The 20,355-nt window shown below is 70.1% G+C and carries 21 protein-coding genes and 1 pseudogene; 20 read left to right on the plus strand and 2 right to left on the minus strand.

Annotated elements, in window-relative coordinates; all coding sequences use genetic code 11:
- Positions 1-46: 46 nt before the first annotated feature.
- The 19 genes and pseudogenes from rho to ACPA54_RS21955 form a co-directional block, all read left to right on the plus strand.
- Positions 47-1,639, plus strand: a pseudogene (gene rho / locus ACPA54_RS21865) (transcription termination factor Rho); the annotation flags it as partial.
- A 270-nt stretch (positions 1,640-1,909) separates the two neighbouring features.
- Entirely contained in the window at positions 1,910-2,134 is a 225-nt protein-coding gene (rpmE, locus tag ACPA54_RS21870) for a 50S ribosomal protein L31 (protein WP_423532299.1), read from the plus strand.
- Positions 2,135-2,306: 172 nt separating this feature from the next.
- Positions 2,307-3,377, plus strand: coding sequence for a peptide chain release factor 1 (gene prfA / locus ACPA54_RS21875; RefSeq protein WP_423532301.1), 1,071 nt, complete (start codon positions 2,307-2,309; stop codon positions 3,375-3,377).
- Positions 3,378-3,494: 117 nt separating this feature from the next.
- A complete protein-coding gene (gene prmC / locus ACPA54_RS21880) occupies positions 3,495-4,340 on the plus strand; it encodes a peptide chain release factor N(5)-glutamine methyltransferase (RefSeq protein ID WP_345673089.1) in 846 nt (281 codons plus the stop codon).
- A 58-nt stretch (positions 4,341-4,398) separates the two neighbouring features.
- On the plus strand, positions 4,399-5,046 hold the full coding sequence (locus ACPA54_RS21885; RefSeq protein ID WP_423532303.1) for an L-threonylcarbamoyladenylate synthase: 648 nt from the start codon (positions 4,399-4,401) through the stop codon (positions 5,044-5,046).
- Entirely contained in the window at positions 5,043-5,672 is a 630-nt protein-coding gene (locus tag ACPA54_RS21890) for an arsenate reductase/protein-tyrosine-phosphatase family protein (protein ID WP_423532305.1), read from the plus strand. Before ACPA54_RS21885 ends, ACPA54_RS21890 begins: the two co-directional genes overlap by 4 nt.
- A 64-nt stretch (positions 5,673-5,736) precedes the next feature.
- The gene (locus tag ACPA54_RS21895; protein ID WP_423532307.1) at positions 5,737-7,026 is read left to right on the plus strand and encodes a serine hydroxymethyltransferase; all 1,290 of its coding nucleotides are present in this window, start codon (positions 5,737-5,739) and stop codon (positions 7,024-7,026) included.
- 99 nt (positions 7,027-7,125) lie between these two features.
- Positions 7,126-8,487, plus strand: coding sequence for an MraY family glycosyltransferase (locus ACPA54_RS21900; protein WP_423532309.1), 1,362 nt, complete (start codon positions 7,126-7,128; stop codon positions 8,485-8,487).
- A gap of 223 nt (positions 8,488-8,710) precedes the next feature.
- On the plus strand, positions 8,711-9,115 hold the full coding sequence (locus tag ACPA54_RS21905) for a Cg1360 family ATP-synthase-associated protein (RefSeq protein WP_345673094.1): 405 nt from the start codon (positions 8,711-8,713) through the stop codon (positions 9,113-9,115).
- A gap of 61 nt (positions 9,116-9,176) precedes the next feature.
- On the plus strand, positions 9,177-9,422 hold the full coding sequence (locus ACPA54_RS21910; protein WP_345673095.1) for an AtpZ/AtpI family protein: 246 nt from the start codon (positions 9,177-9,179) through the stop codon (positions 9,420-9,422).
- Positions 9,423-9,509: 87 nt separating this feature from the next.
- On the plus strand, positions 9,510-10,319 hold the full coding sequence (atpB, locus tag ACPA54_RS21915) for a F0F1 ATP synthase subunit A (protein ID WP_345673096.1): 810 nt from the start codon (positions 9,510-9,512) through the stop codon (positions 10,317-10,319).
- Between the two features lie 77 nt (positions 10,320-10,396).
- The gene (gene atpE / locus ACPA54_RS21920; RefSeq protein WP_345673097.1) at positions 10,397-10,621 is read left to right on the plus strand and encodes an ATP synthase F0 subunit C; all 225 of its coding nucleotides are present in this window, start codon (positions 10,397-10,399) and stop codon (positions 10,619-10,621) included.
- Between the two features lie 29 nt (positions 10,622-10,650).
- Entirely contained in the window at positions 10,651-11,202 is a 552-nt protein-coding gene (locus ACPA54_RS21925) for a F0F1 ATP synthase subunit B (RefSeq protein WP_423532312.1), read from the plus strand.
- Positions 11,202-12,017 carry a F0F1 ATP synthase subunit delta gene (locus tag ACPA54_RS21930; RefSeq protein ID WP_423532314.1) on the plus strand — a complete coding sequence of 272 codons (816 nt, stop codon included), beginning with the start codon at positions 11,202-11,204 and terminating at the stop codon, positions 12,015-12,017. The genes ACPA54_RS21925 and ACPA54_RS21930 overlap by 1 nt, the downstream gene beginning before the upstream one ends.
- A 128-nt stretch (positions 12,018-12,145) precedes the next feature.
- Entirely contained in the window at positions 12,146-13,789 is a 1,644-nt protein-coding gene (atpA, locus tag ACPA54_RS21935) for a F0F1 ATP synthase subunit alpha (protein WP_345673100.1), read from the plus strand.
- Between the two features lie 19 nt (positions 13,790-13,808).
- Positions 13,809-14,717 (plus strand): F0F1 ATP synthase subunit gamma, encoded by a 909-nt coding sequence (locus tag ACPA54_RS21940; RefSeq protein WP_423532316.1) that lies wholly within the window; start codon positions 13,809-13,811, stop codon positions 14,715-14,717.
- Positions 14,718-14,719: 2 nt separating this feature from the next.
- On the plus strand, positions 14,720-16,168 hold the full coding sequence (gene atpD, locus ACPA54_RS21945; RefSeq protein WP_423532318.1) for a F0F1 ATP synthase subunit beta: 1,449 nt from the start codon (positions 14,720-14,722) through the stop codon (positions 16,166-16,168).
- Between the two features lie 293 nt (positions 16,169-16,461).
- Positions 16,462-16,836, plus strand: coding sequence for a F0F1 ATP synthase subunit epsilon (locus ACPA54_RS21950; RefSeq protein ID WP_345673103.1), 375 nt, complete (start codon positions 16,462-16,464; stop codon positions 16,834-16,836).
- 58 nt (positions 16,837-16,894) lie between these two features.
- On the plus strand, positions 16,895-17,509 hold the full coding sequence (locus ACPA54_RS21955; RefSeq protein WP_423532320.1) for a DUF2550 domain-containing protein: 615 nt from the start codon (positions 16,895-16,897) through the stop codon (positions 17,507-17,509).
- 30 nt (positions 17,510-17,539) lie between these two features.
- Here the strand turns inward: ACPA54_RS21955 and ACPA54_RS21960 are convergent, their stop codons facing one another.
- A complete protein-coding gene (locus ACPA54_RS21960; RefSeq protein ID WP_423532322.1) occupies positions 17,540-18,112 on the minus strand; it encodes a cob(I)yrinic acid a,c-diamide adenosyltransferase in 573 nt (190 codons plus the stop codon).
- A gap of 100 nt (positions 18,113-18,212) precedes the next feature.
- On the opposite strand from ACPA54_RS21960, the gene murA reads away from it, so the two are divergent.
- Complete coding sequence (murA, locus tag ACPA54_RS21965) at positions 18,213-19,487, plus strand: UDP-N-acetylglucosamine 1-carboxyvinyltransferase (protein WP_423532324.1); 1,275 nt, start codon at positions 18,213-18,215, stop codon at positions 19,485-19,487.
- A gap of 21 nt (positions 19,488-19,508) precedes the next feature.
- On the opposite strand, the gene ACPA54_RS21970 is transcribed toward murA, so the two are convergent.
- Positions 19,509-20,240 (minus strand): hypothetical protein, encoded by a 732-nt coding sequence (locus ACPA54_RS21970; protein ID WP_423532326.1) that lies wholly within the window; start codon positions 20,238-20,240, stop codon positions 19,509-19,511.
- Positions 20,241-20,355 lie beyond the last annotated feature (115 nt).

Below are 20,355 nucleotides of genomic sequence, written 5' to 3' on the forward strand. Positions count from 1 at the left end.
CGCCTCGCCTCTGGCCCCGCCCACCACCTAATCCACACTGCTGTCGTCGTCCGCCGCGTCCCCCTCGCGCCGCGGCGAGGCCGCGGACACCGCCGAAGCCGCGCCGCGTCGCGGCCGTGCCGCCGAGCGGGCCGCCGAGAAGGCCGAGGGCGAGCAGCCCGCCGCCGCCGAGGAAGGCCAGTCCGGCCGCGGCGAAGGCGGCGAGCGGGAAAGCCGCCGGGACCGCCGGGAGCGCGGCCAGCGCCGCGACCGCGGCGGCGAGGGCGACGGTCAGCGCGACGGCCAGCGTGCCGGGCGCGACCGCGACCGCAACCGCGACCGCGACCGGGACCGCGGCGCCGACCGCGGCGAGCAGCAGCAGCAGCGCGGCGGCGACAACGTCCAGCCGCAGGACGACGACGACTTCGAGGGCGGCGGCCGCCGTCGCCGCGGGCGCTACCGCGACCGCAACCGGCGCCGTGGCCGCGACGGCTTCGAGACGAACGAGCCCGTGGTCGCCGACGACGACGTCCTGATCCCGGTCGCGGGCATCCTGGACATCCTCGACAACTACGCCTTCGTGCGGACCTCCGGCTACCTGCCGGGCCCGAACGACGTGTACGTGTCCCTCGCCCAGGTCCGCAAGAACGGCCTGCGCAAGGGCGACGCGATCGTCGGCGCGGTGCGCCAGCCGCGCGACGGCGAGCGCCGCGAGAAGTTCAACGCGCTCGTCCGCCTGGACACCGTGAACGGTTCCGAGCCGGAACACTCGCGCCAGCGCCCGGACTTCAACAAGCTGACGCCGCTGTACCCGCAGGACCGGCTGCGTCTGGAGACCGAGCCGAACATCCTGACGACCCGGATCATCGACCTGGTCTCCCCCATCGGCAAGGGCCAGCGCGGCCTCATCGTGGCGCCGCCGAAGGCCGGCAAGACGATGGTGCTGCAGGCGATCGCCAACGCGATCACGCAGAACAACCCCGAGTGCCACCTGATGGTCGTCCTCGTCGACGAGCGCCCGGAGGAAGTCACCGACATGCAGCGGTCGGTCAAGGGCGAGGTCATCTCCTCGACCTTCGACCGCCCGGCCGAGGACCACACGATCGTCGCCGAGCTGGCGATCGAGCGGGCCAAGCGGCTCGTCGAACTGGGCCACGACGTCGTCGTGCTGCTCGACTCGATCACCCGCCTGGGCCGCGCGTACAACCTCGCCGCGCCGGCGTCCGGCCGCATCCTGTCCGGTGGTGTCGACTCGACCGCGCTGTACCCGCCGAAGCGCTTCTTCGGTGCCGCGCGCAACATCGAGAACGGCGGCTCCCTGACGATCCTCGCCACCGCGCTGGTGGAGACCGGCTCGCGCATGGACGAGGTGATCTTCGAGGAGTTCAAGGGCACCGGCAACATGGAGCTGAAGCTCGACCGGAAGCTCGCCGACAAGCGCATCTTCCCGGCGGTGGACGTCGACGCGTCCAGCACCCGCAAGGAAGAGATCCTGGTCGCCGCGGACGAGCTGGCGGTCGTGTGGAAGCTGCGCCGCGTGCTGCACGCGCTCGAGCAGCAGCAGGCGATCGAACTGCTCCAGGACAAGATGCGCAAGACCAAGAGCAACGCCGAGTTCCTGCTGCAGATCCAGAAGACCACGCCGATGCCGAACGACTGACGTCGGCCCGGCGCCGCGGGGGCCCTGCAGCGGTAAGTCGCGGCAGAGCCGAAGCAGCGCCGAAAGCAGTCAGGAGGGTCCCGCCGAGGCGGGGCCCTCCGCTGCGTCCGCCGCTCCGCGCGGCCTTGCCGGTTCCCCGTGCGGGGACCCGATTTTGGTCGGGGCCGGGCGGACTGGCAGACTGGTATGTCGGCCCCGGTTCACGTCCGCCTCGCCCGTCCGGCGAGGGCGGCGACCCGGTGCCCTCCCGAATTCGTCAAGGAGACTCCTGTGAAGCCCGACATCCACCCGGAGTACGTGGAAACCGTCGTCACCTGCACGTGCGGCGCCTCGTTCACCACCCGCAGCACTGCGCCGAACGGCCAGATCAAGGCCGAGGTCTGCTCGCAGTGCCACCCGTTCTACACGGGCAAGCAGAAGATCCTCGACACCGGCGGCCGCGTCGCCCGCTTCGAGAAGCGCTTCGGCAAGGGCCCGGTCGGCGGGACCAAGTAGCGACCTTCGGCGCCGGAGGGGACCGTGCGGCTCTGCTGAGCCGCACCCACCCCCCTCCGGCGCCGTTTTGGTTTCTCCGCCCCCTCCCGAGGCGCCCCGCATCCCGAGCGGTTTCCCGAACGGCATTCCCGAGCGAATCCCACGCGACTTTTCCGAGCGACAGGAGCACCCCGTGTTCGAGGCGATGGACGAACTGCTCGCCGAGCACGCCGATCTCGAACGGCGGCTCGCCGATCCGCAGGTCCACGCCGACCAGGCGAAGGCCCGCACGCTCGGCCGCCGGTACGCCGAGCTGAGCCCGATCGTCGACACGTACCGCTCCTGGGCGCAGACCGGCGACGACATCGCCACGGCCCGCGAACTCGCCGCCGAGGATCCGGACTTCGCCGCGGAGGCGGACGAGCAGGAGCGGCGCCGCGAAGAACTCGCCGAGCGCCTGCGCCACCTGCTCGTGCCGCGCGACCCGGCGGACGACAAGGACGTCATCCTGGAGATCAAGGCGGGTGAAGGCGGCGAGGAGTCCGCGCTGTTCGCGGGCGACCTGCTGCGCATGTACCTGCGCTACGCGGAGCGGGTGGGCTGGAAGACCGAGGTGATCGACGCCAACGCGTCGGACCTCGGCGGCTACAAGGACGTGTCCGTCGCGGTGAAGGCGAAGGGCAGCCCGGCGCCCGGCGAAGGGGTGTTCGCGCGGCTGAAATTCGAGGGCGGCGTGCACCGCGTGCAGCGGGTTCCGGCCACCGAGTCGCAGGGCCGCATCCACACGTCCGCGGCGGGCGTTCTGGTGCTGCCCGAGGCCGAGGACGTCGACGTCGAGATCAACCCGAACGACCTGCGCATCGACGTGTACCGGTCGTCCGGGCCGGGCGGGCAGTCGGTCAATACCACCGACTCGGCGGTCCGCATCACGCACCTGCCGACCGGCGTCGTCGCGTCCTGCCAGAACGAGAAGAGCCAGCTCCAGAACAAGGAGCAGGCGATGCGCATCCTGCGGTCCCGGCTGCTCGCCGCGGCGCAGGAGGAGGCCGAGCGCGAGGCCGCCGACCAGCGGCGCAGCCAGGTCCGCACGGTCGACCGGTCGGAGCGGATCCGGACCTACAACTTCCCGGAGAACCGGATTTCGGACCACCGGGTGGGCTACAAGGCGTACAACCTGGACCAGGTGCTCGACGGAGACCTGGATGCCGTGGTCCAGGCGTGCGTGGACGCCGACATGGCGGCCAGACTGGCCCACGCGGGCTGAGCGCGGGCCGGCCCACCCGACGGGGTGGCGGCCGGCCGCCGGGCGGCTCCCGGGCCGCCCGGGCACCTTCACGGCACCTTCCCGAGGACCAGCCCCCGGGACTGCGGACGGAGAAAGATGAACCTGCTGCTCGCCGAGGTGGCCCAGGCCACCCTGCGACTGGCCGACGCGGGCGTCCCCTCGCCGCGCTTCGATGCCGAGGAGCTGGCCGCCTACATCCACGGGGTCAAGCGGGGCGAGCTGCACACGGTCGCCGACGGCGATTTCGACGCGCGGTTCTGGGAGGCGGTGGCGCGCCGCGAAGCCCGTGAGCCGTTGCAGCACATCACCGGGCGGGCGTTCTTCCGCTACCTGGAACTCGAGGTCGGCCCGGGGGTGTTCGTGCCGCGCCCGGAGACCGAGGTGGTCGTCGGGTGGGCGATAGACGCGCTGCGTGCGATGGACGTCGCCGAGCCTCTGGTGGTCGACCTGTGCACCGGGTCCGGCGCGGTCGCGCTGGCGGTCGCGCAGGAGGTGCCGCGGTCGGTGGTGCACGCCGTCGAGCTGGACGAGCGGGCGTTCGCGTTCGCGATGCGCAATGCCTCCGGGTCGCGCGTGAACCTGCACCACGGGGACGCGCTCCTCGCGCTGCCGCAGCTCAACGGCACGGTGGACCTGGTGATCAGCAATCCGCCGTACATCCCGCTCGAGGAGTGGGAGAACGTCGCCCCCGAGGCCCGCGACCACGATCCGGAGATGGCGCTGTTCTCCGGGCAGGACGGCCTCGACGTGATCCGCGGCCTGTGCGCGACCGCGTACCGGCTGCTGCGTCCGGGCGGCCTGGTGGTCGTCGAGCACGCGGACACGCAGGGCGGCACCGTGCCGTGGATCTTCAACGAGGAATCCGGCTGGGTGGACGCGGCGGACCACCGCGACCTCAACAACAGACCGCGGTTCACCACGGCGCGCAAGGAGGGGGCGTGACCGCGCGCCTCTCGTGCTTCCCGCCTTCTGCCGACCTCCCCCTGAAAGGCTTCTTCCGATGAGCCGACGGTACGACTGCTCGGACCCGACGGACCGCGCACTCGGCCTGCGCGAGGCGGCCAGTGCGGTCAAGCGCGGCGAGGTCGTGGTGCTGCCCACCGACACGCTGTACGGCGTCGGCGCCGACGCGTTCTCCCCGCATGCCGTCAAGGCGGTCCTGGACGCCAAGGGCCGCGGCCGCAGCATGCCCTCGCCCGTCCTGATCGGCTCGCCGACCACCCTGCACGGCCTGGTCACCGGCTTCCCGGAGGTCGGCTGGGAGCTGGTCGACGCGTTCTGGCCGGGCGGGCTGACGATCGTGGCGTTCCACCAGCCGTCGCTGCAGTGGGACCTGGGGGAGACCCGCGGCACCGTCGCGGTGCGCATGCCGCTGCACCCCGTCGCGATCGAGCTGCTCAACGAGACCGGGCCGATGGCGGTCAGCAGCGCGAACCGCTCCGGCAACCCGGCGGCGACCACCGTCGACGAGGCCGTGGCGCAGCTCGGCGAGGCCGTGTCGGTGTACCTGGACGGCGGCCCGTGCCCGGCGACGCTGCCGTCGTCGATCGTCGACGTCACCGGCGGCCGCCCGCGCCTGCTGCGCGAGGGTGCGCTGTCCCTGGAGACGCTGCGCGAGGTCGTGCCCGACTTGGAGGGCGTCAATTGACGCCGCCCCCGCCCTCGGAGCCCGTCCCCGGCGGGGGTCCGTTCCGCATCCTTTTCGTGTGCACGGGCAGCATCTGCCGGTCGCCCATCGCCGAGCGGCTCACCCAGTTGGGCCTGTCGCGCCGACTGGCCGGCTACGAGTCGGGCCGGATCGAGCTGGCGAGCGCCGGCACGTGGGGCCACGAAGGCGCCCTGATGGAGCCGTTCGCCGCCGAGGTGGTGCGCGAGTTCGGCGGCGACCCGGAGGACTTCCGCGGGCGCGAACTCCAGGACGAGCACGTCGCGGAGGCCGACCTGGTGCTCACCGCGACGCTCGACCACCGGGCGCACGTGGTGTCGATGGGGCATGCGTCCGGTCTGCGGACCTTCACGCTCAAGGAGTTCACCCGTCTGGTCGGCGTTGTGGACGGGTCCGCGGTGCCGGACGGCGACCTGGTGGAACGCGGCCGCTTCCTGGTGCGCGCCGCGGCCGCGCTGCGCGGCAGACTGGCCGCGCCCGGGCCGGAATGGGACGAGGTGGCGGACCCGTACGGGTCGCCGCTGACCGTCTTCCGGGCCTGCGCGTCGGAGATCAACACGGCGATCGACCCGATGTTGACGGCGTTGACTGCCCGGACGGGGATGTGATGTAGGTCTCTCCGACCTACAGTGGAGGTGCCTTCCTCCCCGTCCCTCCGTGAGGAGTTGTGCCATGGGCACGACCGACGTCCCCTTCTGGGGCCCGGACTTCTCTCTGCTCCGCGAGACCGACCCGGACATCGCCGACGTGGTCCTCGGCGAACTGTCCAGGCAGCGCGAGGGCCTGCAGCTGATCGCGAGCGAGAACTTCACCTCGCCGGCGGTGCTCGCGGTCCTCGGGAGCACCCTCTCCAACAAATACGCGGAGGGCTACCCGGGCCGCCGCTACTACGGAGGCTGCGCCTTCGTCGACCGCGCCGAGGAGATCGGCGTCGAACGCGCCCGGGCGCTCTTCGGCGCGGAGCACGCGAACCTCCAGCCCCATTCGGGCGCCTCGGCGAACCTCGCCGCCTACGCCGCGCTGCTGGTGCCGGGCGACACCGTGCTGGCCATGTCGCTGCCGCACGGCGGGCACCTCACCCACGGGTCACGGGTGAACTTCTCGGGGCGCTGGTTCAGCACCGTGGCCTATGGGGTGGACGAGCGCACCGAGACGATCGACTACGACCAGGTCCGTGATCTGGCGCTGCGGCACCGGCCGAAGATGATCATCTGCGGGGCCACCGCCTACCCGCGCTTGGTCGATTTCTCGCTCTTCCGAGAAATCGCCGACGAGGCGGACGCGTACCTGGTCGTCGACGCCGCGCACTTCATCGGCCTGGTGGCCGGCGGCGCGGTCCCGTCGCCCGTTCCGTACGCGGATGTGGTGACTTGCACCACCCATAAAGCCCTGCGCGGGCCCCGCGGCGGCATGATTCTGTGCCGCGAGGAAATTGCGGAACGAATCGACAAAGCGGTGTTCCCCTTCTGTCAGGGCGGCCCGCTGATGCACGCCGTGGCGGCCAAAGCGGTCGCGCTGCGCGAAGCCGCGCAGCCGGGTTTCGCGGCCTACACCCGGCAGGTGATCGCCAACGCGCAGACCCTCGCGACCGGCCTGGAAGCCGAGGGCATGCGGGCGGTCTCCGGCGGGACCGACACCCATCTGGCGCTGCTCGACCTGCGCGGTCTCGGGGTGAGCGGCCGGGACGCGGAGATCCGCTGCGAACGCGCCGGGATCACCCTCAACAAGAACGCGATCCCGTTCGACCCGGTCAAGCCGATGATCGCGTCCGGCATCCGGGTGGGCACCCCGGCGGTGACCACGCAGGGCATGGCGGACGGCGAGATGAAGGAGATCGCGACGCTCGTCGGACGGGCCGTGCGGGACACCGACGGGAGCGCCGCGCCGGAGATCCGGGCCGCGGTTGCGGATCTGGTGGCCTCGCATCCGGCGTACCCTGCTCCGGTGGATGCATCCCTCTGACGCCTGACGTGCGTCGGAACGACGATGACCCTTAATGTGCTGCCCGTGCTGAGTACCTGTGTGCGGCGGTTGGCAGAGTCCGGGGACGGTGGCTGAGTCTTGCGCGAGTACCTGCTGACGCTGTTCGTCTCGGCAGCCGTCACGTACCTCCTGACGGGTGCCGTCCGCAGGTTCGCGATCGCGGCGGGTGCCATGCCCGAGATCCGCGCCCGTGACGTGCACAAGGAACCCACCCCGCGGCTCGGCGGCATGGCGATGTTCGGCGGCCTGTGCGCCGGCCTGCTGATCGCCCGTCACCTGCCGGGCATGGAAGTCGTGTTCACCGGCTCCACCGACGTACAGGCGCTGCTGTCCGGGTGCGCGCTGATCTGCCTGCTCGGCGTCGTCGACGACAAATGGGGCGTCGACGCGATCATCAAGCTGCTCGGCCAGGCGCTGGCCGCGGGCGTCATGGTGTGGCAGGGCATCGTCATCCTGTGGCTGCCGATCCCCGGCCAGGGCACCGTCAGCCTCACGCCCACGCAGGGCGCCATCCTCACCATCGCCGTCGTGGTGATCACCATCAACGCGGTGAACTTCGTCGACGGCCTCGACGGCCTGGCCGCGGGCATGGTCTGCATCGCCGCCGTCGCGTTCTTCGCCTACGCCTACCGGCTCTGGTTCGGGTACGGCATCGAAGGCGCCGCCGCCCCGACCATGTTCACCGCGCTGCTCATCGGCATCTGCGCCGGCTTCCTCCCGCACAACCTGCACCCGGCGCGGATCTTCATGGGCGACTCCGGCTCGATGCTGATCGGCCTGATGCTCGCCGCCGCCGCGATCACCCTGACCGGGCGCCTGGACCCGGAGGTCATCGCCGCGCAGGCGGGCTCCGAGACGTTCGCCACCCACAAGCTCGTGCCGGTGTACATCCCGCTGGTGCTGCCGTTCGCGGTGCTCATCGTGCCGCTGATCGACCTGGTGATGGCGGTCACCCGGCGCGGCTGGGCCGGCCGGTCGCCGTTCGCCGCGGACAAGGGCCACCTGCACCACCGGCTGCTGGAGATCGGGCACTCGCACAGCCGCGCGGTGCTGATCATGTACTTCTGGTCCGGCCTGATCGCGTCGTTCACGGTGCTGATTTCGGTCCGTCCGGACCGGCGGCCGATCGTGTACGCGGGTCTCGGATTCATCGCGCTGGGACTGCTGGTGCTGATGCTGCCGTGGTTCCGGCCGCGGGTTCCGAAGACGCTGCACGGTGTGGTGCCGCCGCGCTACCGCGGGCGCGGCCGCCGTCGCGCACGTGACGTAGCCGACAGCGCCGGAAGCGCCGACGGCTCTGTCATAACGGCCGCGGACGAGCACCACCGCGCGACCGCCGAACACGGCCAACAGCCTTGGCGCGGAAGCGAGTCCGGGACGCAGCCGGGGTCGGCTCCGGTATCGGGAACGCGCTCGCGTTCCCAGTCTCCGCTGCTGTGAGCTTGGGCACAGGAACGGGTAAAGCTCTGCTCAAATAGTTTGTGATACCGTTCACGAACCAGGAGTAAGGGCCGATGGACCCTAGGGAAACCGAGAGATCGGGGTCCCGAACTCAGCGCAGTCCGGGGGGCATCACCCCAGGCCTCCCGGTGACGCACCGGAATTGCCCTTGAACGACCCTGGAACACCCCCCGCACCCCAGACTCTTGCCGGAGACACCGACATGCAGGCCAATGACGCACGGCTTCTGCGCGGCTCGGCCATCCCCACGGCCGTCGTCGCGATCGTCGCGATGATCGTGGGCACGGTTGTCGCAGGATCCAAGGGCCTCATCGGCGCGGCGTTCGCGTCGGTGGTCGTCCTTGCGTTCTTCTCGCTCGGGCAGATCGCCATCGGAAAGATCACAAACGGCAACCCGTTCATGATCATGAACATGGCGATGCTGACGTACCTCGTTCAGGTGGGCGCTGTCGCGATCCTGCTGTTCGCCTTCGCCGACGCCACGTGGTTCGACACCAAGGTGTTCGCCTTGGCGATTCTGGCCGCGACGCTCGTGTGGATCGCCGCGCAGGTGCGGGTGTTCAGCCAGCTCAAGATCGCTTACGTCGAGCCGGACGGGAAGCGATGACGCATGATCCACGGGGCGGGTGCAGAAACCGGCCTTGCCTCCTGCTATCGTCCGGTGCGTCATGAGCGAGAGTGGACGCCGCCACGGTCCGAACGGTTCCCGAGACGAGGTTCCGAAGGACCCGAAGCTGGCCGACGCCGCTTGGTCGAGCATCAGCTACATCCTGGCCGGAATGGCCGTGTACGGGGGCCTGGGCTGGCTGATCGACCGGTGGACGGGGCATTCCACGCTCTTCCTGCCGATCGGCGTGATCGTCGGAGTCGCTCTGTCCCTGGTCCTTGTCTATGTCCGCCACGGCAGGTCGTAAACCGCTCCTGCTGCGTGCCGCTCCGTGGCCGAAAGCCACGCCGACACACTGAGGTTGCCGCAAAGATGCTTCACGACGAAGGAGTCGATGGTGGCTGCTGACGTCCAGCTCGCCAGCAGCTGTCACCTGTTTGACGACGGCTGCGGCTTCCCCGCCCCCGGTCTGGACATCTTCGAGTTCAAGCCGATCTTCTCGATCGGCAGCTTCGACTTCACCAAGCCGATGCTGCTCTGCCTGATCTCGATGCTCATCGTGATCAGCTTCTTCTGGGCTTCGTTCTCGAAGCCGAAGCTGGTCCCGCGCGGTATCCAGAACGTGGGCGAACTCGGCTACCTGTTCGTACGCGACCAGATCTCGCGGGAGACGATCGGCAAGAAGGGCGACAAGTTCGTCCCCTTCCTGGTCTCGATGTTCTTCTTCGTATGGATCATGAACTTGATGTCGATCATCCCGATCGCTCAGTTCCCGGTCACCTCGCGTATCGCGTACCCGGTCTCCATCGTCGCCATGGTGTGGCTCACCTACCTGTACCTGGGCATCAAGCACCAGGGCTTCGTGGGCTACTTCAAGAACATGATGTTCCCGCCCGGCCTGCCGAAGTGGATCTACGTCCTCCTCGCGCCGATCGAGTTCCTCTCGAACATCATCGTCCGGCCCTTCACCCTGGCCGTGCGGCTCTTTGCCAACATGTTCGCCGGCCACATGCTGATCGTGACCTTCAGCGTCGCGGCCTGGTACCTGCTCGGCCCGACCATCGGCGCCCTGTACTCGGCGACGTCGTTCGTCGTGGTCGTCGCCCTGACCGCGTTCGAGCTGCTGATCCAGGGGCTGCAGGCGTACATCATCACCCTGCTGACCGCCTCCTACATCTCCAGCTCGCTCGAATCAGAGCACTGAGAGACACCAGACCAACTCTCTCCTCGACCGTCGTCCGGTGGAAAGTCCACCGGCCTCGAATAAAGGAAACAGCCCAAATGCTTCTCGCTGAAGTTACCGGCAGCCTCGGTTCCATCGGTTACGGCCTCGCGGCGATCGGCCCCGGCGTCGGCATCGGCATCATCTTCGGTAACGGTGTCCAGGCGATGGCCCGCCAGCCCGAGGCGACCGGCCTGATCCGCCAGAACATGCTGCTCGGCTTCGCCCTCGCCGAGGCGCTCGCCCTCATCGGCGTCGTGATGCCGTTCGTCTTCGGTAAGTGACGCTTAACCCCCCAACGGAGGTTCCCACCGTGATTTACCTCGCCAGCGAAGGTGAGCAGAACCCTCTGCTCCCGCCGCTCGACGAAATCATCATCGGTGGCGTGGCGTTCCTCATCGTCTTCTTCTTCCTCGGCAAGGTCCTCCTGCCGCGGATCGCGAAGACGCTGGCGGACCGTACGGACGCCATCGAAGGCGGCCTTGCGCGTGCGGAAGAGGCCCAGGCCGAGGCCCAGGCCGAGCTGGAGCGCTACCGCGCTCAGCTGATCGACGCCCGTCGTGAAGCCGGCCGCCTGACCGAGGACGCCCGTGAGCAGGGCGCCGCGGCGATCGCCGAGATGCGCGCCGAAGGCGCCCGCATCAAGGACGAGATCGTCGCGTCCGGCCACGCTCAGATCGAGGCCGACCGCAACCAGGCGCAGACCGTGCTGCGGAACGACATCGGCAAGCTCGCCACCGAGCTGGCCGGTCGGATCGTCGGAGAGTCCCTGGAAGACGAGGCGCGCCAGCGCCGCATCGTCGACCGCTTCCTCGACGAACTGGACACCAAGGCCGCGGCCGCGACCGCCGAGCAGGTGCGCTGATGCAGGGCGCCAGCCGGCAGTCGCTCACCGAGGCCCGCGAGCGCCTGGACGGGCTCGCGCAGTCCACCGGTTCGTCCATGGTGGCCCTGGCCGAGGACCTCAACTCCGTCGTGCTGCTGCTCGACCGCACGCCGGTGCTGCGCCGGGTCCTGACCGACCCGGCGCGCTCCGGGGAGTCCCGGGCCGCGTTCCTGGCCCAGCTCCTCGACGGCCAGATCGGCGGCGAGTCCGCCGACCTGCTCGGCGGCCTGGTCCGGGCGCGCTGGTCGCAGCCGCGCGACCTGGTCGACGCGATCGACGAACTGTCGGTCGACGCCGAACTCATCAGTGCCGAACGGGACGGCGACCTCGACGACGTCGAGGACGAACTGTTCCGCTTCGGCCGCATCGTGGCCGGACAGCGCGAGCTGCGGTCCACGCTGACGAACCCGTCCATCGCGGACAGCCGCAAGGCCGAGCTGGTGTCCGGGCTTCTGGAGGGACGCGCCCACGCGTCCACCCGCCGCCTGATCACCCGCCTGGTCGCGCAGCCGCGGGGCCGTAGCCTGGAGGCAGGGCTCGAGGGCTACGCCCGGCTCGCCGCCGAGCGCAGGCGCCGCATGGTCGCCCTGGTCACGGTGGCTCTGCCCCTCACGCAGGAGCAGAACACCCGCCTGGCCGCCGCGCTGGGCCGCCTCTACGGGCGCCCGGTGCACCTCAACGTCGAGGTCGACCCCGAGGTCCTCGGGGGCGTGCGCGTGCGGATCGGTGACGACGTCATCGACGGCACCGTCGCGACCCGCCTTGAGGAGGCCGGACGCACCCTGGTGCGTTGACCGGCGCGAACGTTGGCCCGCGGTCGACTCAGTGTTGACAGCGTAAACAGACACAGCAGCACGCGGTTCCGAGATTCCGTCGCCACGGCGGACCGTAACCCCACCACCTAGGAGAGCAGGGACACCAGATGGCGGAGCTCACGATCCGGCCGGAGGAGATCCGGGACGCGCTGGAGCGCTTCGTCGACTCGTACGAGCCCGACGCGGCGTCGCGCGAGGAAGTCGGCACTGTCAGCGACTGCGCGGACGGCATCGCCCATGTCGAGGGCCTGCCCTCGGTCATGGCCAACGAACTGCTGAAGTTCGAGGACGGCACCCTCGGCCTCGCGCTGAACCTCGACGTGCGCGAGATCGGTGTCGTCATCCTCGGTGACTTCAGCTCGATCGAAGAGGGTCAGACGGTTCGCCGCACGGGCGAGGTCCTCTCGGTGCCGATCGGCGACGGCTTCCTCGGCCGCGTCGTCGACCCGCTGGGCAACCCGATCGACGGCAAGGGCGAGATCGAGAACGAGGGCCGCCGCGCCCTCGAGCTGCAGGCCCCCGGCGTCATGATGCGCAAGTCGGTCCACGAGCCGATGCAGACCGGCATCAAGGCCATCGACTCGATGACCCCCATCGGCCGCGGCCAGCGCCAGCTGATCATCGGCGACCGCCAGACCGGCAAGACCGCGGTCTGCGTCGACACGATCATCAACCAGCGCGAGAACTGGAAGTCGGGCGACCCGAAGAAGCAGGTCCGCTGCATCTACGTCGCCGTCGGCCAGAAGGGCTCGACGATCGCGGGCGTTCGCCGCTCGCTCGAAGAGGCCGGCGCGATGGAGTACACGACCATCGTCGCCGCCCCGGCGTCCGACCCGGCCGGCTTCAAGTACCTGTCGCCGTACACCGGTTCGGCCATCGGCCAGCACTGGATGTACCAGGGCAAGCACGTCCTCATCGTCTTCGACGACCTGACCAAGCAGGCCGAGGCGTACCGCGCCGTGTCCCTGCTGCTGCGCCGCCCGCCGGGGCGCGAGGCCTACCCGGGCGACGTCTTCTACTTGCACTCCCGCCTGCTCGAGCGCTGCGCGAAGCTCTCGGACGAGCTGGGCGCGGGCTCGATGACCGGTCTGCCGATCATCGAGACCAAGGCGAACGACGTGTCGGCGTACATTCCGACCAACGTCATCTCCATCACCGACGGCCAGTGCTTCCTGGAGTCGGACCTGTTCAACCAGGGCGTCCGCCCGGCCGTCAACGTCGGTATCTCGGTCTCCCGCGTCGGTGGTTCCGCGCAGACCAAGGCGATGAAGTCGGTCTCCGGCCAGCTGCGTCTGACGCTCGCCCAGTACCGCGAGCTGGAGGCGTTCGCCGCCTTCGGTTCCGACCTGGACGCCGCGTCGAAGAGCTCGCTGGAGCGCGGTGCGCGCATGGTCGAGCTGCTCAAGCAGGGCCAGTACCAGCCCTTCCCGATGGAGGAGCAGGTCGTCTCCATCTGGGCCGGCACCACCGGCAAGCTGGACGACGTCCCGGTCGAGGACATCCGCCGCTTCGAGCGCGAGTTCCTGGACACCCTGCGCACCTCGCGCAAGGAGATCCTGACCACCATCGCCGAGACGGGCAAGCTGGAAGACGGCACCATCGACGCGATGACGGACGCGATCACGTCCTTCAAGCAGATCTTCACCAAGGCCGACGGTTCGCCGCTGATCAGCGACGTCGCGGTGGAGGCGCTGGGCAAGGACGAGGTCGGCCAGGAGACCATCAAGCGCCACGTCAAGTCCGGCCACTGAGAACGGAGAGTCCTGACCCATGGGAGCCCAACTTCGGGTCTACCGGCGTCGGATCCGTTCCGTGTCGGCGACCAAGAAGATCACGCGCGCCCAGGAGCTGATCGCGGCGTCACGGATCGTCAAGGCGCAGCAGCGCGTGGCGGCGGCCAAGCCGTACGCCGACGCGCTGACCCGCGCGGTTTCCGCGGTCGCCACCTTCTCCAACGCGCAGCACCCGCTGACCGAGGCCAAGCCGGACGCGAAGCGTGCGGCCGTGCTGCTGGTCACCAGTGACCGCGGTTTCGCGGGCGCGTACAACTCCGGTGCCATCAAGACCGCGGAGCAGCTCGTCGAGCTGCTCCGGGGCGAGGGCAAGGAAGTACTGCGCTTCGTCATCGGCGCCAAGGGTGTCGGCTACAACCGGTTCCGCGACCGGACGCTGGCCGGCGAGTGGAGCGGTTTCTCCGACAACCCGGAGTACACCGACGCGAAGAAGGTGGCCGGCGCGCTCATCGACGCGTTCGTCACGCCCACCGAGGAAGGCGGTGTGGACGAGATCCACATCGTCAGCACCGACTTCGTCTCGATGCTCACGCAGCAGCCGGTCGCACACCGGGTCCTGCCGCTGGTCGTCGAGGATACGGACGAGGAGCCCCCGGGCGGCGCCTTCCCGCTCTACGAGTTCGAGCCCTCGGCGGACGGCGTGCTCGACGCGCTGCTGCCGCGGTACGTCGAGAGCCGCATCTACAACGCCCTCCTGCAGTCCGCGGCTTCCGAGCACGCGGCGCGGCGCAAGGCGATGAAGTCGGCCACCGAGAACGCCGAGGAACTCATCCGTACGCTGACGCGGCTCGCGAACAACGCCCGTCAGGCCGAAATCACCAATGAAATCAGCGAGATCGTCGGTGGCGCTGACGCCCTGGCCGACGCGACCGCGGGGAGTGAATGAGAATGACTGCCACTGCAGCGACGGCCCAGGCCACGGGCCGCGTCGCCCGGGTCATCGGCCCGGTCGTCGACGTGGAGTTCCCCGTCGACGCGATGCCCGAGGTCTACAACGCGCTCAAGGTCACCGTCGACCTGACCGGCCAGGGCGAGGGCGAGGGCCTCAAGACCCTCACCCTCGAGGTCGAGCAGCACCTCGGTGACGGCATCGTCCGCGCGGTTTCGATGCAGCCGACGGACGGCCTGACCCGCGGCGCCACGGTGACCGACACCGGCTCGCCGATCCAGGTGCCGGTCGGCGACATCACCAAGGGCGTGGTGTTCAACGCCCTCGGCGAGCCGCTGAACGTCGAGAAGGCGAAGTTCGAGGTCGCCGAGCGCTGGGGCATCCACCGCAAGGCCCCGGCCTTCGACCAGCTCGACTCGAAGACCGAGATGTTCGAGACCGGCATCAAGGTCATCGACCTGCTGACCCCGTACGTCAAGGGCGGCAAGATCGGCCTCTTCGGTGGTGCGGGCGTCGGCAAGACGGTCCTCATCCAGGAGATGATCGTCCGTGTCGCGCGCAACCACGACGGTGTGTCGGTGTTCGCGGGCGTCGGCGAGCGTACCCGTGAGGGCAACGACCTCATCGACGAAATGCGCGACTCGAACGTGCTCGAGCAGACCGCGCTGGTCTTCGGCCAGATGGACGAGCCGCCGGGCACCCGGCTGCGCGTCGCCCTGTCGGCGCTGACGATGGCGGAGTACTTCCGCGACGTGCAGAAGCAGGACGTGCTTCTGTTCATCGACAACATCTTCCGCTTCACGCAGGCCGGCTCCGAGGTGTCCACGCTCCTCGGCCGCATGCCTTCCGCGGTGGGTTACCAGCCGACGCTGGCCGACGAGATGGGCATCCTCCAGGAGCGCATCACGTCGACCCGCGGTCACTCGATCACCTCGATGCAGGCGATCTACGTCCCCGCGGACGACCTGACCGACCCGGCCCCGGCGACGACGTTCGCGCACCTCGACGCCACGACGGTGCTCTCGCGTCCGATCTCCGAGCTGGGCATCTACCCGGCCGTGGACCCGCTGGACTCGACGTCCCGCATCCTCGACCCGCGGTACATCGCGCAGGACCACTACGACACCGCCATGCGGGTCAAGAACATCCTGCAGAAGTACAAGGACCTCCAGGACATCATCGCGATCCTCGGTATCGACGAGCTTTCCGAAGAGGACAAGCTGGTCGTGCACCGCGCTCGCCGCATCCAGCGGTTCCTGTCGCAGAACACCCACGTCGCCAAGCAGTTCACCGGTCTCGAGGGATCGGACGTTCCGCTGTCGGAGACGATCGAGGCGTTCAACGCGATCGCGGACGGCAAGTACGACCATGCTCCGGAGCAGGCGTTCTTCATGCTGGGTGGTCTCGACGACCTGGAGAAGAAGATCGCGGAACTCGCCAAGAGCTGACGCGGTCCGCGGCGGCCGACGGGGTTCCGACAGGTTCCCGGCGGCCGCCCGGCAGGCGGTACGTCCGTACAGGTGCGAGGGGCGGTCCGGTCCGGGCCGTCCCTCGCCCTGCGCGGAGCCCCGCGCGTCGCGGCCTCCCGGGCCGGACGCGCGGTCCAGCGGTCTCCGCGGTCCCGGTTGGAATCGGGGTCCGCGGGGCGGATATTCTGACAGCATCCCGCGCCGGAGGCATTCCGGGCCGCGGGCCACGGCCGGGCGGAGCGCGCCCGTCCGTACGACCTGAGGAGCCCACGTTGGCTGAGCTGCACGTCGAGCTGGTCGCGGCCGACCGCAAGGTGTGGTCGGGCGAGGCCACGATCGTGGTCGCCCGCACGACCGACGGCGACGTCGGTCTGCAGCCCGGGCACACGCCCCTGCTCGGTGTCCTGGAGTCCGGCCCGGTGACGATCCGCCAGGCCGACGGGAACACCGTCGTCGCGGCGGTGCACGGCGGGTTCGTGTCGTTCGAGAACAACCGTCTCGCGGTGCTCGCGGAAATCGCCGAGCTGGCCGACGAGATCGACGTCGCCCGCGCCGAGCGCGCGTTCGAGCGGGCCGGACACGACAAGGACGTGGCTGCGGAGCGCCGGGCCGACACGCGCCTGCGCGTGGCCACGCACGGACGCTGACGCGAGTCCACGGCCGGCCGGGGACCAGGACGCAGGCGGAACGAGGAGGTCTGACGAGATGGTCCTCGTACTGCTGGCGGTGGTCCTTGCCGTCGTCGTCGCGACCGCGCTGGCGATCGGCGTGTTCGCGTTGCGGCGCCGGCTGATCCAGCGGCCGGGCGGCACGTTCGACTGTTCGCTGCGCGTTTTGCCCGAGGTACCACCCGCCCCCTCCCGCGAGGGGGCGGATTCCGCCGCGGCGCCGTCCGGGAGTTCGGTCCCGGAAGGCGCCGCGTCCGATTCCCGGGGAAGTTCGCCCGCAGACCCTGCAAATCCCGCAGACCCTGCCGAGCCCGCCTCCGCCGACGGCGAGGTCGTGCCGCCGCTCGCGGTGGACCACGGCAAGGGCTGGGTGTTCGGCATCGCCCGCTACAACGGCGACCGCATCGAGTGGTTCCGGGTCTTCTCTTATGCGCCCCGTCCGCGCCGGACGCTGGAGCGCCACGACATCGTCGTCATCGAACGCCGCCTGCCCGTCGGGCAGGAGGAACTCGCGCTGCTGGCCGGGGCCGTGGTGCTGGTGTGCAGCCACGGCGGGCGGCTCCTGGAGCTGGCGATGAGCGAGGACGCGCTGACCGGGTTCCTGGCGTGGCTGGAGGCGGCGCCTCCCGGACAGCGCGTCAACGTCGCCTGAGCGCGACGGGTCCTGCTCGGCTGACGGTGCTCAGCGGTTGGCGCCGGGGACCCACAGGACGTCGCCGTTCTCCCGGTTCGCGTGCCGGGCGAGGATGAACAGCAGGTCCGACAGCCGGTTGAGGTACTTCGCCGTCAGCGGGTTCATCGCTTCGCCGTGCGCGTCCAGCGCGGCCCACGTGCTGCGTTCCGCACGGCGGGCGACGGTGCGGGCCTGGTGGAGCAGCGCGGCGCCGGGGGTGCCGCCGTTGAGGATGAAGCTGCGGAGCTTCGGCAGGTCGTCGTTGTAGCGGTCGCACGCGGCTTCGAGGGCGTCCACGTAGGACTGCTCGACGCGCAGCGGCGGGTACTTCGGGTCCTCGACGATCGGCGTGCACAGGTCGGCGCCGACGTCGAACAGGTCGTTCTGGATGCGGGTCAGCAGCTCGGCGACGTCCTGTTCCAGGCCGCCGAGCGCGAGGGCCACCCCGAGGACCGCGTTGGTCTCGTCGACGTCCGCGTACGCCACCAGGCGCGGGTCGTTCTTGGACGTGCGGCTCATGTCGCCGAGCGCTGTCGTACCGTCGTCGCCGGTACGCGTATAGATGCGTGTCAGGTTGACCATGTCCGCAAATTTACGCGGACGTGTCACACCTGTGCGACGGTGCCCACCCGGCTTTCGGACGGTGGTCGGAACGGGCCCCCGGAGACCCTACGATGCCGTGATGGACAGGTTCCGGGTGACAGGCGGGGCTCGGCTCGCCGGTGAGGTGCGCGTGACGGGCGCGAAGAACAGCGCGCTCAAGTTGATGGCCGCGGCGTTGCTCGCGGAGGGGGTGACCGTCCTCGACGAGGTGCCCCGGATCCTGGACGTGTCGATCATGAGCGAGCTGCTGCGGCGGCTCGGCTGCGTGGTCGAAGGAGACGGCACCGGCACGTTGTCGATCGACGTGCCGGCCGTGCCCGGCCACGAGGCGGACTACGACCTGGTGCGCAGCATGCGGGCCTCGATCTCGGTGCTGGGCCCGCTGCTCGCCCGCTGCGGCGAGGTGCATGTGGCGTTCCCGGGCGGCGACGCGATCGGGTCGCGCGGTCTGGACATGCACATAGACGGGCTGGTCAAGCTCGGTGCGACGGTGGAGAACGAGCACGGCTACCTGATCGCCAAGGCCCCCAAGGGCCTGGTGGGTACGTCGGTGTGGCTGGACTTCCCGAGCGTGGGCGCGACCGAGAACATCCTCATGGCGGCGGTGCTGGCCAAGGGCACGACGGTGATCGACAACGCGGCGCGCGAGCCGGAGATCGTCGACATCTGCGCGATGCTGACCGCGATGGGCGCGAAGATCGACGGCGCGGGCACGTCGATGCTGGAGATCCACGGCGTGGACGGGCTGGCGCCGGTGCGGCACCGTACCGTCCCGGACCGGATCGTGGCGGCCACGTTCGCGGTGGCGGCGGCGGTGACGCACGGGGACGTGACGGTGCGGAACGCGCGCTCCGAACACCTGGAGATCGCGCTGGACAAGCTGACCGCGGCGGGGGCCGCGGTGTCCGCGCTGGACGACGGGTTCCGCGTGGTGATGGACCGGCGGCCGCACGCGGTGGACGTGGTGACGCTGCCGTATCCGGGGTTCGCGACCGACATGCAGCCGCAGTTCGCGGTACTGAACGCGGTCTCCGACGGGCACGCGATGATCACCGAGAACATCTTCGAGGCGCGGTTCGTGTTCCTCCAGGAACTGCTGCGGCTGGGCGCCTCGATCCGCACCGACGGCCACCACGCGATCGTGCGCGGCGTGGAGCGGCTCTCCGGTGCCCCGGTCGTGGCCACCGACGTGCGGGCGGGGGCCGGGCTGGTGCTGGCGGGGCTGGTCGCGGACGGCGAGACGCTGGTCAGCGGCGTGCACCACATCGACCGCGGCTACGACGACCTGGTCAGCCAGCTCACCGCGCTGGGCGGCTCGATCCAGCGCGAGTTGGAGCCGGAACCGCGCTTCTGACGGACCGAGGGCGCGGTGGGACTACCGGCGGAGCAGGCGTTCGACTTCCTTGATCCGCCGGTCCGGCCCGCGGGCTGCCTGCCGGTCGGTGGGCGGCCTCCGCGTTTCGGCACGGCGGCGGGGGACGGCCGCCCGGACGAGAAGGCTCACCGCGGCCAGCCCGGACGTCGCAAGGCCGGAGCGCAGCGCGGCCAGGGCCACGGCCGGGCGCCGGAGTTCGGCGGCCTGCAGCGGTGCCGTCGCGTTCGGGACGACGGCGACGTCGGGCGGGACCCGCGGTCCGGTGGTGTTGACCGCGGTGCGGAGGGGATGGCAGCCGGCGACCTCGCCGACGACCGTCGAGATGACCGCTTGCGATCCGACGCCCGGGAAGTGCCCGCCGGCGTTCGCGATCACGTACAGGGACGAGCGGGGGCCGTCCTTGAGCTTGTCGGCGAACGGACCGAGCCAGCGCATTCTCGCGTCCTCCACGGCAGCGGCGGTGCGCATGACGCCTTCGGGCGGGACCCGGAAATCGTTCACGCCGGGGACGAGCCGGATCGGCTTCCGGTAGCCGGCCGGTGCCGCTTCCCAGATGCCTCCGGACTGGGCGTGCCCCGCCCGCCGGTCGCGTCTGCTGCCGGTGCGCATGTACGCGGTGTGGTTGCCCCGGCCTTCGCGCAGGAAGTCCGTCTGCGGGACGTTGCCGATGAAGCCCGCGAAACGGTGCGGCAGATGGCGGACGAGGTCGTCGCCGTCGAAGGGCGACGGCACGACGGCCCCGGGGTCCGTATCGCGTCGAGTGCGGTCCGTCGGCCGGTGAACAAAGTCGGGCCCCTCCCAGCGTGCTCCGGGACTGCGGCCGCCGGTCTCCCGAGCGGTGGTCGCG

The organism is Uniformispora flossi (assembly GCF_049534875.1).
Classification (GTDB): Bacteria; Actinomycetota; Actinomycetes; order Streptomycetales; family Streptomycetaceae; genus Yinghuangia; species Yinghuangia aomiensis.

Excerpts from the sequence above, each read along its gene's own strand:
- prmC (WP_345673089.1), top strand. The coding sequence starts at position 3,495 with ATGAACCTGCTGCTCGCCGAGGTGGCCCAGGCCACCCTGCGACTGGCC.
- ACPA54_RS21885 (WP_423532303.1), top strand. The coding sequence starts at position 4,399 with ATGAGCCGACGGTACGACTGCTCGGACCCGACGGACCGCGCACTCGGC.
- ACPA54_RS21895 (WP_423532307.1), top strand. The coding sequence starts at position 5,737 with ATGGGCACGACCGACGTCCCCTTCTGGGGCCCGGACTTCTCTCTGCTC.
- ACPA54_RS21905 (WP_345673094.1), top strand. The coding sequence starts at position 8,711 with ATGCAGGCCAATGACGCACGGCTTCTGCGCGGCTCGGCCATCCCCACG.
- ACPA54_RS21910 (WP_345673095.1), top strand. The coding sequence starts at position 9,177 with ATGAGCGAGAGTGGACGCCGCCACGGTCCGAACGGTTCCCGAGACGAG.
- atpB (WP_345673096.1), top strand. The coding sequence starts at position 9,510 with ATGGTGGCTGCTGACGTCCAGCTCGCCAGCAGCTGTCACCTGTTTGAC.
- atpE (WP_345673097.1), top strand. The coding sequence starts at position 10,397 with ATGCTTCTCGCTGAAGTTACCGGCAGCCTCGGTTCCATCGGTTACGGC.
- ACPA54_RS21930 (WP_423532314.1), top strand. The coding sequence starts at position 11,202 with ATGCAGGGCGCCAGCCGGCAGTCGCTCACCGAGGCCCGCGAGCGCCTG.
- atpA (WP_345673100.1), top strand. The coding sequence starts at position 12,146 with ATGGCGGAGCTCACGATCCGGCCGGAGGAGATCCGGGACGCGCTGGAG.
- ACPA54_RS21940 (WP_423532316.1), top strand. The coding sequence starts at position 13,809 with ATGGGAGCCCAACTTCGGGTCTACCGGCGTCGGATCCGTTCCGTGTCG.
- atpD (WP_423532318.1), top strand. The coding sequence starts at position 14,720 with ATGACTGCCACTGCAGCGACGGCCCAGGCCACGGGCCGCGTCGCCCGG.
- ACPA54_RS21955 (WP_423532320.1), top strand. The coding sequence starts at position 16,895 with ATGGTCCTCGTACTGCTGGCGGTGGTCCTTGCCGTCGTCGTCGCGACC.
- ACPA54_RS21960 (WP_423532322.1), bottom strand. The coding sequence starts at position 18,112 with ATGGTCAACCTGACACGCATCTATACGCGTACCGGCGACGACGGTACG.
- murA (WP_423532324.1), top strand. The coding sequence starts at position 18,213 with ATGGACAGGTTCCGGGTGACAGGCGGGGCTCGGCTCGCCGGTGAGGTG.